The organism is Priestia koreensis (genome assembly GCF_001274935.1).
GTDB lineage: Bacteria > Bacillota > Bacilli > Bacillales > Bacillaceae_H > Bacillus_AG > Bacillus_AG koreensis.
Window position 1 is genome coordinate 261,654 of sequence record NZ_LILC01000037.1, and the last position, 15,733, is coordinate 277,386.

Consider the following 15,733-nt stretch of genomic DNA (forward strand, 5'->3'; position numbering starts at 1 on the left):
TTGCTTATTATTTTTCTGAACCTAGCTCGATTGAAGCACGAACAAACTCTTTGAATAGAGGCTGTGGACGTGTTGGGCGAGACGTAAATTCTGGGTGGAATTGAGAAGCTAAGAACCAAGGATGATCTGCTAGCTCAATGATTTCCACAAGGCGTCCATCTGGACTTGTCCCTGAGAAAATAAACCCTTGTTTTTCCATCGCTTGACGATACTCATTGTTGAACTCGTAGCGATGACGATGACGCTCGTACACAACTTCATCTTGATATGCTTCGTAAGCTAATGTACCTTCTGTTAGCTTAGAAGGATATAGTCCAAGACGAAGTGTACCACCTAGGTCTTCTACGTCTTTTTGTTCAGGAAGTAAGTCGATAATCGGATATTTTGTACCTGGTGCAATCTCAGCAGAGTGAGCACCTTCTAGGCCAAGTACGTTACGTGCAAATTCAACTGTTGCTAATTGCATACCTAGGCAAATACCTAAGAATGGAACCTTGTTTTCACGTGCATATTGAGTCGCAACGATTTTACCTTCGATTCCGCGATCACCGAATCCACCTGGAACTAAAATACCATCAACGTCTCCAACTAGTTCTTTCACGTTTTCAGGCGTTACATGCTCAGAGTTTACCCATTTCACTTTTACGTCTGCATCGAATGAGTAACCAGCATGACGAAGAGCTTCTACAACAGAGATGTAAGCATCTTGTAGCTCTACGTATTTCCCTACTAGTGCAATTGTTGTTGTTTTTGATAGGTTTTTCACTTTTTGAACAAGCTCATTCCACTCATCCATATCAGCTGGATTGAACGGTAATTTTAAGTGTTCACATGTAATTTGATCAAGCTTTTGCTCTTGAAGCATTAATGGAACTTCGTATAGAGTTTCAGCATCTGACGCTTCAATTACAGCTTTTGTATCGATGTCACAGAATAGCGCGATTTTGTCTTTCATGTCTTGAGAAATCGGCATTTCAGTACGAACAACGATTACATTTGGCTGGATTCCTAAGCTACGAAGCTCTTTTACGCTATGTTGAGTCGGTTTTGTTTTCATTTCGCCTGCTGCTTTTAGGTAAGGAATTAATGTACAGTGAATATACATTACGTTATCGCGACCGATATCACTCTTAATTTGGCGAATTGCCTCTAAGAATGGTAGTGATTCAATGTCACCAACTGTACCACCGATTTCTGTGATAACAACGTCAGCATTCGTTTCTTTTCCTGCACGGAAAACGCGCTCTTTGATTTCATTTGTAATGTGTGGGATAACCTGAACTGTTCCACCTAAATAGTCGCCGCGGCGCTCTTTTTGAAGAACTGTTGAATAGATTTTACCCGTTGTGACATTACTATGCTTACCTAAGTTAATATCGATAAAGCGCTCGTAGTGACCTAAATCTAAATCAGTTTCAGCACCATCATCTGTTACGAAAACCTCACCATGTTGGTATGGACTCATTGTTCCTGGGTCTACGTTGATATATGGATCAAATTTTTGAATTGTGACGCTCAACCCACGGTTTTTTAATAAACGTCCTAGTGAAGCTGCTGTAATACCCTTCCCTAAAGAAGAGACAACGCCTCCTGTTACAAAGATATACTTTGTCATCTTATTTCCCCCTCTGGATTAGTAATCATATTAGAAGTTTGTACATAAACAGTTCGAATTCATTCATCTAGCGTAATAAATTCAAAAAACCCTATAAAATAAAACGTCAACCATCAGGAGTTCGCGACCTTCTAATGATTGATGTGGAAAGAAAAGAGAGCTTAAAATCATATAAAATTTCACTATATGGCCTTAAAAACAAAATTGCTCCCACACCTGGATCAGGTAGTGGGAGCAATCCATTTATATAACACCAATCATTGTAAGCATTAATTTAAGAGCCCAAAAAAAATTCTACCTACTCTGATTTAAAAAGTCAAGACCGATTATGATTCTTATTTCTCTTCTGAATCGTCTTCCTCTTCTTCTTCATCAAACTCTTCGTCTAATTCTTCTTCTTCAATATCGTATTCTTCATCATCATCTTCTACGATATCTTCTCCTTCAAATGCGTCACCATCGATAACTTCTAACTCTTCTTCGTCATCATCATCGTCATCGTAGTCTAATTCTTCTTCTTCGATTTCATCCAATTCTTCTGCATCCTCGAACTCATCGAACTCATCTTTAACAGGTGCTTTTTTACCTTTTTTCTTTTTCGGTTTTGCAACTTGGATCGTGTCATCTTCAACTTGGTCAAACGGGTACCAATCTCTTAATCCCCAACGATTTTCACCAACTGATACAAAACGGCCATCAATATTTAAATCTGTATAAAATTGAGCAATTGTTGCTTTCACTTGATCTTGTGTAAGCTCCAAATAGTCAATAATTTGATCTAGGATTTCTTTGAATGAAATAGCTGTGCGATCTGTTCTTTCTGCTAGAATATCATAAGCCAATTCAATCATGGACATTTCTTTAATCTCTTCTTTTGAGTATTGTGCTAGACTCAAACTGGGCACACCCTTTCCTATGTAATAATCGGAACTAAGATTTAAAATCTATAAGAATTTGTAGTAATTAGGACAAAATCTAATGGATCATTACCAAATACATACCATTCATTATAAACAAATTCATTACATTTATGCTAGTGTTCCTTGCACTCTTTCTAAAAAAATCTTTGGTTCACTGCAAATGCTACTAGAATATCACAGCATTTGCTTTTTGTGCATCATTTATTTTACGATAATCTTCTTTGAAGTCAAATGCCCATTTATAGGAAAACGAAAACAGCCCCGTTTACAAGGCTGTTTCCACTGTCTACTTTCTCATCGTGTTTATCAAAGCTTACTATTACATATTGCGACGATACTGTCCGCCTACTTCATATAAAGCACGTGTAATTTGACCAAGGCTTGCTACCTTTACCGTCTCCATTAGCTCCGCAAAAATATTGTGATTTAGACGAGCAGCTTCTTTTAATCGTTGAAGAGAACGTTCAGTCTTCTCCTCATGTGCTTTATGGAACAGATGAAGCTGATCAATTTGATACTGCTTTTCTTCGTTAGACGCACGCGCAATCTGAATTTCATTCATTTCTTCAGCAGAAGGTGGATTTGGATTCATGTACGTATTAACACCGATAATTGGAAGTTCACCTGTATGTTTTTTCATCTCATAATCCATTGATTCATCTTGAATTTTTCCACGCTGATACTGCATTTCCATCGAACCTAATACACCGCCACGGTCATTCATTCTTTCAAACTCTTGAAGTACTGCTTCTTCTACTAAATCCGTTAATTCCTCGATAATGAATGATCCTTGAAGTGGATTTTCGTTCTTTGTTAGACCATGCTCTTTCGTAATGATTAGCTGAATCGCCATTGCACGTCGAACAGATTCTTCAGTCGGTGTCGTAATGGCCTCATCATACGCATTTGTATGAAGCGAATTACAGTTATCATGAAGTGCCATTAACGCTTGAAGCGTTGTACGAATATCATTAAAATCAATTTCTTGCGCGTGAAGAGAGCGCCCAGACGTTTGAACATGATATTTCAGCTTTTGGCTACGTTCGTTTGCTCCGTACTTGTTTTTCATGACTACTGCCCAGATCCGTCTCGCCACACGTCCGATTACCGTGTACTCAGAATCTAGCCCATTACTGAAGAAGAATGAAAGATTCGGTGCAAAATCATCGATGTTCATGCCACGACTTAAATAATATTCAACATACGTAAACCCATTCGCTAACGTAAAGGCAAGCTGGGAAATAGGGTTTGCGCCTGCTTCTGCAATATGATAGCCAGAAATGGATACAGAGTAATAGTTGCGTACTTTATTGTCAATAAAGTACTCCTGAATATCGCCCATCATTTTAAGCGCAAATTCCGTAGAGAAAATGCACGTATTTTGCCCCTGATCTTCTTTTAAAATATCTGCTTGAACCGTTCCCCTTACAACGTTCAATGTTTGAGAACGAACTTCATGATACTCTTCAGGTGTTAAAATGCGGCCTAACTCCTCTTCCTTCTTCACCACTTGCTGATCGATTGCCGTATTCATGAACATGGCTAAAATAATCGGAGCTGGTCCGTTGATCGTCATTGATACAGATGTGGACGGATGGCAGAGATCAAATCCGCTGTAGAGCTTTTTCATGTCATCAAGCGTACACACACTTACACCACTTTCGCCAATCTTACCGAAAATATCTGGGCGAACAGCAGGATCTTCTCCGTATAACGTAACTGAGTCAAAGGCTGTACTTAATCGTTTTGCATCATCATCTTTTGATAAATAATGGAAGCGACGATTTGTTCTCTCAGGCGTTCCTTCCCCGGCAAACTGGCGCTTCGGATCTTCGCCTTCACGCTTAAATGGGAATACCCCAGCCGTGTAAGGGAACGATCCTGGTACGTTTTCTTTATATACCCACCTTAAAATTTCACCGTAATCTTTGAAAGGAGGAAGCGCCACTTTCGGTAGCAGTAGACCGGACAGCGTTCTCGTCTTAAGCTTCGTTACGATTTCTTTGTCACGAACTTTTGTGACGAACTCCTCTTTTTCATACTGTGATTTTAGATCGTGCCAGCCCTTTAAAATTTTCGCAGAAGCTGGCGTGAGCTTCTCTTGATACCCTTCTTTTACTTCCTCAAGTGCTTCTACCACTGATGGCTGATCTTTGACTTCCTCAAGAGCGCCTTCAAGTTGGAAAAGTTTTCGTGCGGCATTTGCCTGCACATCCGCGTGCTCGTGATAGTGACGAACGGCATCCGATATTTCTCGCAAATAATGCTGACGGTTCGGCGGGATAATCATATTTTGTTTTTCCACTTTATCCGTACGTTGAAGAGCCGTCTGCCAATTTAAGTTCCACTTTTTATTCATTCGATCAATAATTTCAACGAACAGCGTATTAACACCCGCGTCATTAAATTGACTTGCCATTGTTCCGTATACAGGCATTTCTTCAATGCCTTGTTCAAACAGCGTATGATTGCGCTGATACTGCTTTTGAACCTGTCTTTTTGCGTCCTCCGAGCCTTTTTTCTCAAACTTATTAATGACCACAAGATCCGCATAGTCGATCATCTCAATTTTCTCAAGCTGTGAAGGTGCACCGAATTCACTCGTCATTACGTATAAAGCCATATCACACACATCTTTAATTTGAGCATCCGCCTGACCAATTCCACTCGTTTCAACGACCACGATATCAAAGCCTGCTGCTTTGACAATCGAAATCACATCCTGAATCGCAACAGATAACTCATTTCCTGAGCTTCTTGTCGCCAAGCTTCTCATATACACTCTAGAAGTTGAGACAGCATTCATGCGAATACGATCTCCAAGAAGTGCCCCACCTGTTTTTTGCTTCGTTGGGTCAATCGAAATAATCGCCACGTTCAGTCCATCTACATCGTATAAGAAGCGACGCAATAACTCATCTGTCAGTGAGCTTTTACCTGCTCCCCCTGTTCCTGTAATACCGATAACAGGAACGCTGTTCTTTTGATCGCGGGCTTTTTCTTTAATTTGTTCAAGACCAACCGCAAGCTCTTCCGTACTAGCATGTTGATTTTCAGCTAACGTAATAAGCTTTGCGATATCGCGGTGACTAGCCGGTGTTAAGCTATTCAGGTCCTGCGGCATATCCGTTAACGTTGAAAAGTTACACTCTTCAATCATTCGATCAATCATACCTTGAAGGCCTAGCTGCCTGCCGTCTTCAGGTGAAAAAATTCGCGCAATCCCATAACGATGAAGCTCATCAATCTCTTTTGGAATGATAACCCCACCGCCACCTCCGTAAATGCGAATATGAGGCGCTCCTTTTTCTTGTAAAAGGTCATGCATATATTTAAAGAATTCTACGTGTCCGCCTTGATAAGATGAAATCGCAATTCCTTGTACATCCTCTTGAATCGCTGCATTTACGATATCTTCAACGGAGCGGTTATGACCGAGATGAATAACCTCGGCACCACTCGCTTGAAGGATTCGGCGCATAATATTAATTGATGCATCATGTCCATCAAACAGACTAGAAGCAGTAACAAAACGTATCGGTTGTTTTAGCGTTGCATTACTCAACGAGATGCCCCCCTTAAATTTGACGTTCGATTGAAAAACCTTGCAGTAAAAACTTCGTTTGCATAGTCGTATATTCTTCTAGTGAATACAACTTTTGCAGACTCCACCTTCTAAATGCCCACATCTGACCTTGGACAAAAATATGGTGTGCCAACAGCTCAACTTCTTTTTCTTCCAAGTCCATGTATCCGTTTTTAACGCATCCTGCAATAATCTCTTCAAAAATCGTGACCATTTCGACTTCTTTTTTTAATACGTAAGGTAAGGCATCCTTTGATAAGGACTTAACCTCCTGATACATGACAAGTACTTCGTCCTGCATTTCATCCACAACTTTAAAATAGTTTTCAATTGCTTGCTTCAAGTTGTCGATGGAATAATTCTCTTTGCAGATCACTTTTTCTAAACGACCTCTTACTTGATCATAAATACTGTCACATACTAAATACAAAACGTCTTCTTTTGTTTTAATATATTCGTACAGAGTTCCAATGCTGAACCCCGATGATTTCGCAATTTCTCGTGTAGTGGTGCGGTGGAAGCCTTTCTTCTTAATAAGGGTCACAGCTCCCTTAACCATTTGGTCACGCCTTTTTTCAATAAGACGCTGATCCTTCACAGATGCATGTACTTCTCGTTTCCTTGTCATAATTCATCTCCTAGTTATTTAGTTAAGTAGCGTGAAATAACTAAGCGCTGGATCTCTTGAGTGCCTTCATAGATTTGAGTAATTTTTGCATCACGCATAAAACGCTCTACCGGATAGTCTTTTGTATATCCATAACCACCAAATACCTGAACCGCTTCTGTTGTCACTTTCATTGCTGCATCTCCAGCAAAAAGCTTCGACATTGCTGATTCTTTTCCATACGGTAAGCCTTCTGATTCAAGCCATGCTGCTTGATAGGTTAATAGACGCGCTGCTTCAACTTGTGTCGCCATATCAGCTAATTTAAAGCCGATTCCTTGCTGAAGTGCGATTGGCTTTCCAAATTGTTCGCGCTCTTTCGCATAGGCAACAGCCGCATCTAATGCTCCTTGTGCAATCCCAACAGCCTGTGCAGCGATTCCGTTTCGACCTCCGTCTAGCGTCATCATTGCAATTTTAAAGCCGTCACCTTCTTCACCTAACATGTTTTCCTTTGGCACACGGCATTCTTCAAAAACAATCTCTGTTGTCGGTGAGGAACGAATTCCGAGCTTGCTTTCTTTTTTTCCAACTGAAAAACCTGGCATATCTTTTTCAACGATAAAGGCACTCGTACCGCGCTGCTTTTGATTTGGATCCGTTAAAGCAAACACAACGTAAAAATCCGCAATGCCACCGTTCGTAATAAAGATTTTTGATCCGTCTAAAATGTAGTCGTCCCCGTCTTTTTTCGCCGTTGTTCTCATACCGCCCGCATCAGATCCAGATCCTGGCTCTGTTAACCCGTAACCGCCGATACTTTTTCCTTGTGCCATTGGTTTTAAGTACTTTTGTTTTTGCTCTTCGTTACCAAACTTGTAAATTGGCCAACCTGCTAATGATGTGTGAGCAGAAAGCGTTACACTTGTTGATGCACATACTCTTGATAACTCCTCAACTGCGATACAATAAGCTAAGTAATCGCTTCCAATTCCACCGTACTCTTCAGGCCACGGAATACCTGTAAGTCCAAGGTCTGCCATTTTATCAAAGATTGCGCGATCAAAGCGCTCTTCTTCATCACGTTCTGCTGCTGTAGGTGCTACTTCATTTTTAGCAAAGTCACGAACCATTTTACGAATCATTTCATGCTCTTCAGATAGTTTAAAAAACATTTCTCCCAGCTCCCCTTTGTTTATAAATGCTTGCTGATGACGATACGTTGAATTTCACTCGTTCCTTCATAAATCTCACAAACCTTTGCATCTCTGAAATATCGCTCTACGGGGTATTCTTTTGTATACCCGTATCCTCCGAACACTTGAATCGCCTCTGTAGACACATTCATCGCTGTTGTAGAAGCAAATAATTTTGCCATCGATGCTTGTTTCCCACACGGAAGACCATTGGCACGAAGATAAGCAGCCTGATAGACAAGAAGCTTTGCTGCTTCTACCTGTGTCGCCATATCAGCTAATTTAAACCCAACGCCCTGTTGACGGACGATTGGTTTTCCAAACTGAACACGCGTATTGGCATAATCCGTTGCCGCTTCAAGAGCAGCTTCGGCAATACCTAGTGATTGGGCGGCAATCCCTATACGGCCGACATCCAAGTTTGCCATAGCAATGGTAAAACCTTCGCCTTCTTTTCCAAGTAGATTCTCTTCAGGCACTCTCATTTGATCAAAATGAAGCTGTACCGTTCTAGATCCGTTCAACCCCATTTTGTGTTCATCTTTTCCAACGATAAATCCGGGCATCGATTTTTCAACGATAAAAGCTGAGATTCCTCTTGTGCCTTTATCTGCATCTGTCTTAGCAAACACGATATACGTATCCGCCTCTCCGCCGTTTGTAATAAACATTTTAGAGCCATTCAGGATATATTCGTTCCCTTTCTTTTCTGCTCGTGTTTTTAACCCCGCAGCATCTGACCCAGCCTGTGGCTCTGTAATACAAAAAGCACCTAGATAGTTGCCTGAAGCGAGCTTTGGAATGTAGCGCTGTTTTTGTTCTTCCGTTCCAAAATATAAGATCGGATTGGTTCCGACAGATGTATGAACAGATAAAATAACACCGAGTGTCGCACTCACTTTTGATAATTCATGTATCGCTAAAATATAGCTGATAAAATCCAGTCCTGCCCCGCCATATTCGTCTGGAATCGGAATTCCCATTAATCCTAGCTCACCCATCTTTGCTAAGATTTCAGATGGAAACTCTCCTTGTTCCATCCTCGTAATAAAAGGCTCTACTTCCTTTTGAGAAAAGTCTCTGATCATTTTTTGTAGCATTTTTTGTTCAGCCGTGAAAGTTAAGCTCATCGTGCTCCCCCTTATGAGTACGTATAGAAGCCTCTACCTGTCTTCTTGCCAAGCCATCCTGCTTTTACATATTTTCTAAGAAGCGGACACGGACGATATTTGTCATCCCCAAACCCTTCATGCAACGTTTCCATAATGTATAAACACGTATCTAGTCCGATAAAATCAGCTAGTGTAAGAGGTCCCATTGGATGATTCATGCCAAGCTTCATTACTTCATCAATGGCTTCTTTTGTCGCAATTCCTTCGTAAAGCGTAAAAATGGCTTCGTTGATCATTGGCATTAAAATACGGTTGGAGACGAAACCTGGGAAATCGTTCACTTCGACCGGTACTTTATTTAGAGTTTTTACGACCTCATGAACTGCATCATACGTCTCTTGAGAAGTTGCTAAGCCGCGAATGATCTCCACAAGCTTCATCACAGGAACTGGATTCATAAAGTGCATTCCGATCAAGCGCTCGGTCGATTTTGTCACTGCGGCAATCTCCGTGATTGGCAATGATGACGTGTTCGTTGCCAAAATTGCGTCCTCTTTCGCAATAACATCTAATCGTGCGAAAATGCTTTTCTTTACTTCCATGTTTTCAACCGCTGCTTCAATGATCAGATCCGCGCGCTCTGCTTCTTGTAAATTTGTTGTGAGCGTAAAACGGTCCACGATATTATGTAGCTCCTCAGAAGAGAGCTTTCCTTTATCGACTTGTTTCTCAAGGTTACGCTGAATGCCTTTCATTCCTCGTTCAACAGCTTCTTGCGCAATATCATGTAAAATAACATCATACTCTGCCATCGCAAATACTTGTGCAATACCAGACCCCATTTGTCCAGCACCCGTGATCATTACCGTTTGAATATTCATCCCTATTCCCCCACTTTTTTAATGTACTTCGATCATAATGGCATCACCTTGGCCGCCACCACTACAGATAGATGCAACGCCGATTCCGCCACCGCGTCTTTTCAGTTCATGAATAAGTGAAACAATAATACGTGCTCCGCTTGCGCCGATTGGATGTCCCATCGCAACCGCTCCGCCATTTACATTAATTTTTTCTTCGTCAATGTTGGATAGCTTTGCACTAATAAGAGCTACCGCCGCAAATGCCTCATTAATTTCAAACAGGTCAATATCATCTACGCTCTTACCCGTCTTTTCAAGCAGTTTGTTAATAACAAGACCCGGTGTTTTCGGGAAATCCTTCGGCTCTGTCGCCATTGATGTGTGACCTAAAATCGTTGCAAGTGGTGTTCGTCCTTCTTTTTGTGCACGTTCCTCGCTCATTAAGACAAGTGCTGCTGCTCCGTCATTAACACCTGGTGCATTCCCTGCTGTAATTGTTCCTGCTTGATCAAAAATTGGCTTTAAAGCAGAAAGGCGTTCAAAGGATGTATCTTTTCTCGGCGCCTCATCAGTTGAGACAACGAGTGGATCTCCTTTTCGCTGCGGAATAGACACAGGGACAATCTCTTCTCCCCAGCTACCATTTTCTTGGGCTTTAATTGCTCTCTCGTGGCTACGTAATGCCCAGCGATCCTGTTCCTCTCTTGAGATCTCCATCTCATCAGCTGACTGACTTCCGTATTCCCCCATTGCCACACCTGTGAAGCTACATGTTAACCCGTCATGAGTCATTAAATCTTTTGCAAGTCCATCTCCCATACGGAAACCAAAGCGTGCTTTCGGAAGAATGTAAGGAGCGTTACTCATCGATTCCATTCCACCAGCGACGATTACTTCCTCGTCTCCTGAACGAATAATTTGATCTGCGAGTGTGACGCTTCGCAATCCAGAAGCACACACTTTGTTAATGGTTTCTGTGCCAACCTCAAACGGTAAACCCGCATGATGAGCAGCCTGACGAGAAGGAATTTGTCCTTGTCCTCCTTGTAGCACGCTTCCCATAATGACTTGCTGTACATCTTTTCCTTCTAACTGCGCACGAGTAAGCGCTTCCTTAATTGATATGCCGCCTAACTCAGAAGCTTTTAATGTACTTAGTGCTCCTCCCAATTTCCCTACAGGTGTACGTACGCCACTTAAAATCACTGTTTTAGTCATCATAGTTCCCCCTTGTTATGGTCATTGAATGGCTAATCGTGATGAAAGACTCAACATAAAATGCTTGTTGAGCCTCCATCACTTTTACCGTCTACTATTTTAAGAAGCTACTTCTTTCTTTTTGCCAAATACGGATTGTTCTAGAAGTTCTGCCACGTCATATGTGCCAACACGGTCTTCTACTTCCTTCGCTTTCGTACCGTCACTTAACATCGTTAAGCAGTACGGACATCCAGAGCTGATAACAGTTGGATTAACCATCATTGCTTGCTCAGTACGAGCGACGTTGATACGGCTTCCAGCGGTTTCTTCCATCCACATTAAGCCTCCACCAGCACCACAGCACATTCCTTTTTCACGATTACGTTCCATTTCAACTAGGTTCACGCCTGGAATGGATTTTAAAATATTACGAGGCGCATCGTACACTTCATTGTAACGTCCTAAATAGCAAGAATCATGGAATGTTACCGTTTCAGATAACTCGTGAGTTGGCTTTAATCGACCCTCTTCTACTAGCTGTGCTAAAACCTCTGTATGATGATAAACTTCGGCTTCTAATCCAAAGTCAGGATACTCATTTTTAAATGTGTTATAAGCATGCGGGTCGATTGTAACAATCTTCTTCACACCTGCTTTTTCAAACTCCTCGATATTCTTTGTTACCATCTCTTGATATAAGAACTCATTTCCAAGACGACGAGGCGTATCTCCAGAGTTTTTCTCCTTGTTCCCTAGAATCGCGAACTTCACACCCGCTTCATTTAACAGCTTTGCAAAAGCAAGTGAAATTTTTTGGCTACGATTATCGTAAGAACCCATTGATCCTACCCAGAACAGGTACTCAAATTCCTCCCCAGCCTTACTTAATTCTTTTACTGTTGGAATGCGAACAAATTCATGCTCATCACGCCACGTTTCTCTTTCTTTACGGTTTAGACCCCAAGGATTTCCTTGGCGTTCGATATTTGTCATTGCACGCTGTGCATCTGGCTCCATTTTCCCTTCCGTTAGGACCAGGTAACGGCGCAAATCAATAATTTTATCCACATGTTCGTTCATAACTGGACATTGATCTTCACAGTTTCGACAAGTTGTACAAGCCCAGATCTCTTCTTCTGTGATGACATCTCCGATTAAGGAAGGATTGTATTCGAGCGTCGCAGCAGACTCTGTAGCACCCAATCCTGAAGCTGACATTGCTAATTGATTTCCTTTTGTATTTGAAAAAGCATACGTTGGAACCCAAGGAGCTTTCGACGTAATCGCTGCACCTTTTTCCGTTAGATGATCACGCATTTTGATAATTAAATCCATCGGTGACAGCATCTTTCCTGTTCCCGTTGCCGGACACATATTCGTACAGCGTCCACATTCTACACATGCGTACATATCAATAAGCTGATGCTGTGTAAAATCTTCAATCTTCCCTACCCCAAAGCTTTCTTGTGTTTCATCTTCAAAATCAATTTTTTCTAACTTACCAGGATTTGATAAGCGGTTATAGAACACGTTCACAGGTCCTGCAATTAAGTGAGCATGCTTTGATTGTGGCACGTACACCAAAAACGAAAGCAAGAAAATTAAGTGAATCCACCATGCAATGTAAAAGATCACGATTGATGGATGCTCTCCTATTCCACTTAACACGACCGAAATAACAGATGCAACTGGTTCAAACCAAGAAAATTCTTCGTCAAACCAAACGATTGATACCCCATTCCCAATTAAAACAGAAAGCATTAATCCACCGATAAATAATAGAACAAGCCCTGACTTAAAACCCCTTTTTAGTCGAACAAGCTTTTCAACATAACGTCGATGGAACGCCCACACAACGGCAACCAAAATCACAAGCGATACGATTTCTTGGAAGAACGTAAAAATTGGATAAACAGGTCCTAGCGGTAGATGTGAACCCGGCTTTAGCCCCTTCCAAATAAAATCAATTGCGCCAAACTGAACAAGAATAAATCCGTAGAAGAACATGACGTGGATGGCCCCACTCTTCTTATCCTTCAATAGCTTTTTTTGTCCAAATACGTTCACCCAGATTTTATCTAAACGTTCTTTGACACGGCCATCAAACTCCACTTTCTTTCCTAGCTTGATGTAGGCCATGCGCGTCCGAATTAAATAGACAAAAAGCGAGACGGCGTAAGCGGTTACAAATAAAAATAGTATTAAATTTGCCCACAATAAACCTTTCATTGTTTTGTATCCCCTCTCCTGCTAAAAAATCTCTTCATCCCTTGTTGAATCATAGAAATTTTCTGAATAGTATATTACATACATTGTAAAATTGAATGAGCATTCAGTCAATAGATAATATCAAATTATAATCATGAAATAATATTTGATCTTACGGTCACACTAAAGAAAAAGGAGGTGTGGACGTTGCTAGCGACATTAATCGTGATTTTATTACTCATTATCTTCATCGCATGGCTCGCTATTGATTTTGCTGCAGGAAAACGAGCAATGTTACAATCCATTCCCGAACCAAAATATCCTAGTCGAACAGGTTCCCTCCAACTCTTTACGAACGGCAATCATTTATATGAGGATTATTTTGCAGAAATTGAAAAAGCCACGTCATTTGTCCATATTCTTTTTTATGTCGTTCAAGACGATGATATTAGTAAAAAATTCTTTGCACTTCTGGAAAAAAAGGCAAAGCAGAATGTTGAGGTTCGTCTTCTAGTGGATTGGATTGGAAGTGCAAAGATGACGTTGAAATCTATTCGCTCGTTAAAAGCAAGTGGCGTTCATTTCTCTTATAGTCATTTACCTAAATTTCCGTATTTGTTTTACACATTAAATGCCCGCAATCATCGAAAAGTTACGATTGTGGACGGAAAAATTGGTTACATCGGAGGATTTAATATTGGACAGGAATATTTAGGATTGAATCCCGTGCTCGGCAACTGGAAGGATTATCACCTGAAGATGAAGGGAAAAGCAGTAGAGGACTTAGAAATGCAATTTCTTTTGGACTGGAAGCGAGCTACCTCAGAGGATTTATTGGACTGCTCCGATTACTTTTGTTCCCTTCCTGAAGGAGATCTTGAAATACGCATTATGTCTTCAGAAGGAAAATCTCTAGAATCAGACTTTTTATCGCTTGTTGAACGCGCACAAAAAGAGCTTTGCATTGGCACACCTTATTTTGTACCGAGCCAGCGACTGTTTCAAGCCCTTTTGGATGCCTTAAAAAGAGGAGTAAGCGTTCATATCCTTATGCCAATGAAGCCTGATCATAAATTCGTAAAAGATGCCGCATTTGCTTATATCCCTGCTCTTTTAGAAGCAGGATGCCACATTCATCAATATTACTATGGCTTTTACCATGCTAAAGCCGTGATCGTAGACGAGAGTGTTTGTGATATTGGAACAGGTAATTTTGATAAGAGAAGCATGTTCTTAAACAGTGAAATTAATTGCTTTATATCAACTGCCTCATTTGTAAAATACGCACGAGATACGTTCTTTCAAAACGTGGATGAATGTACGCCACTGGAGCTTTATCATATTGAAAAGCGAACACTATTTGAAAAAGGAAAAGAAATGGTGGCAACGTGGGTTTCCCCTTTCTTATAAAGGAGAGTGACAATAATGCTCGTTCGATTCGGATATGTTTCACACGCTCTATCTCTTTGGGAAGCATCCCCTGCTCGAACGCTAACGTTCACAAGATGGCAGAAGCTGCCGAAAGAAGAGCGGCTAGAAAAACTAATTTCCGTTACCCGTGAAAATATTTGGAACACAAAGCGCGCCATTTTTTATAACATTGCGCAAGAAATCCCACTATATCGCCTCTCCTCTTCCCTTGTTCCTCTTGCTACACATCCGGAAGCAAAGTGGGATTATGAGTCGATTTTCGAGGAAGAGTGGCGGGACTTAGGTCGTCTCATTAAAGAACATAAACTACGGGTTAGCTTTCACCCCAATCAATTTACGCTGTTTACTAGTGACAAAAAGCACGTCACCGAAAATGCCGTCTCTGATATGCAATATCATTACAATGTGTTAAAGGCGATGGGTCTTGAAGAGGAATCGGTTATCAATATCCACGTCGGGGGCGCTTACGGAGATAAGACCAAAGCCGTAGAGCGATTTCATCAAAATATTAAGCAGCTTCCAAACGAAATAAAAAAGCGAATGACGCTCGAAAATGATGACAAAACGTATACAACGGATGAAACATTAACGATCTGTCAGCACCAGCAAATTCCACTTATGTTTGATTATCATCACCATCAAGCAAATCCAGGTGAAGAAGAGCTTGAAAACTTACTAGCTCCTGTGTTCGATACGTGGTCACATATGAATTTAAATCCTAAAGTACATATCTCCTCACCAAAATCGGAAAATGCCTTTCGAAGCCATGCAGACTACGTATCATTAGAGTTTGTGGAGCCCTTTTTTCGAATGGCTAGGGAACTGGGACGTGATTTTGATGTCATGATTGAGGCAAAGCGAAAAGATCAGTCCCTCTTAAAGCTTGTCGAAGATATTGCATCTATTCGCGGAGTTAAGCGGATCGGTGGCGCAACGATTCAGTGGAAATAACCAATAGAAAAGAACCTATCCGACGACCGGATAGGTTCTTCATG

At 41.1% G+C, this 15,733-nt stretch carries 11 protein-coding genes; 2 read left to right on the forward strand and 9 right to left on the reverse strand.

From position 1 onward, the window contains the following. Positions 1–7: 7 nt before the first annotated feature. The 9 genes from AMD01_RS22775 to AMD01_RS22815 form a co-directional block, all read right to left on the reverse strand. Positions 8–1,615 (reverse strand): CTP synthase, encoded by a 1,608-nt coding sequence (locus AMD01_RS22775; protein ID WP_053403742.1) that lies wholly within the window; start codon positions 1,613–1,615, stop codon positions 8–10. A 335-nt stretch (positions 1,616–1,950) separates the two neighbouring features. After that, positions 1,951–2,511, reverse strand: coding sequence for a DNA-directed RNA polymerase subunit delta (gene rpoE / locus AMD01_RS22780; RefSeq protein ID WP_053403743.1), 561 nt, complete (start codon positions 2,509–2,511; stop codon positions 1,951–1,953). A gap of 343 nt (positions 2,512–2,854) precedes the next feature. Next, positions 2,855–6,100: a fused isobutyryl-CoA mutase/GTPase IcmF gene (gene icmF, locus AMD01_RS22785; protein WP_053403744.1), complete on the reverse strand. Its 3,246-nt coding sequence runs from the start codon at positions 6,098–6,100 to the stop codon at positions 2,855–2,857. A 13-nt stretch (positions 6,101–6,113) separates the two neighbouring features. Beyond that, a complete protein-coding gene (locus tag AMD01_RS22790; protein WP_053403745.1) occupies positions 6,114–6,749 on the reverse strand; it encodes a TetR/AcrR family transcriptional regulator in 636 nt (211 codons plus the stop codon). Between the two features lie 14 nt (positions 6,750–6,763). Next, on the reverse strand, positions 6,764–7,903 hold the full coding sequence (locus AMD01_RS22795; RefSeq protein ID WP_053403746.1) for an acyl-CoA dehydrogenase: 1,140 nt from the start codon (positions 7,901–7,903) through the stop codon (positions 6,764–6,766). 20 nt (positions 7,904–7,923) lie between these two features. Beyond that, the gene (locus tag AMD01_RS22800; protein WP_053403747.1) at positions 7,924–9,054 is read right to left on the reverse strand and encodes an acyl-CoA dehydrogenase; all 1,131 of its coding nucleotides are present in this window, start codon (positions 9,052–9,054) and stop codon (positions 7,924–7,926) included. An 11-nt stretch (positions 9,055–9,065) separates the two neighbouring features. Then, positions 9,066–9,917 carry a 3-hydroxybutyryl-CoA dehydrogenase gene (locus tag AMD01_RS22805; RefSeq protein WP_053403748.1) on the reverse strand — a complete coding sequence of 284 codons (852 nt, stop codon included), beginning with the start codon at positions 9,915–9,917 and terminating at the stop codon, positions 9,066–9,068. A gap of 18 nt (positions 9,918–9,935) precedes the next feature. Beyond that, on the reverse strand, positions 9,936–11,117 hold the full coding sequence (locus AMD01_RS22810) for an acetyl-CoA C-acetyltransferase (protein ID WP_053403749.1): 1,182 nt from the start codon (positions 11,115–11,117) through the stop codon (positions 9,936–9,938). A 99-nt stretch (positions 11,118–11,216) separates the two neighbouring features. Next, positions 11,217–13,328, reverse strand: coding sequence for a (Fe-S)-binding protein (locus AMD01_RS22815; protein ID WP_053403750.1), 2,112 nt, complete (start codon positions 13,326–13,328; stop codon positions 11,217–11,219). A 186-nt stretch (positions 13,329–13,514) separates the two neighbouring features. On the opposite strand from AMD01_RS22815, the gene cls reads away from it, so the two are divergent. Both cls and uvsE read left to right on the forward strand, forming a co-directional pair. Beyond that, entirely contained in the window at positions 13,515–14,717 is a 1,203-nt protein-coding gene (cls, locus tag AMD01_RS22820) for a cardiolipin synthase (protein WP_053403751.1), read from the forward strand. A gap of 15 nt (positions 14,718–14,732) precedes the next feature. Next, positions 14,733–15,689 carry a UV DNA damage repair endonuclease UvsE gene (gene uvsE / locus AMD01_RS22825; RefSeq protein WP_053403752.1) on the forward strand — a complete coding sequence of 319 codons (957 nt, stop codon included), beginning with the start codon at positions 14,733–14,735 and terminating at the stop codon, positions 15,687–15,689. The last annotated feature ends 44 nt before the right edge of the window (positions 15,690–15,733 follow it).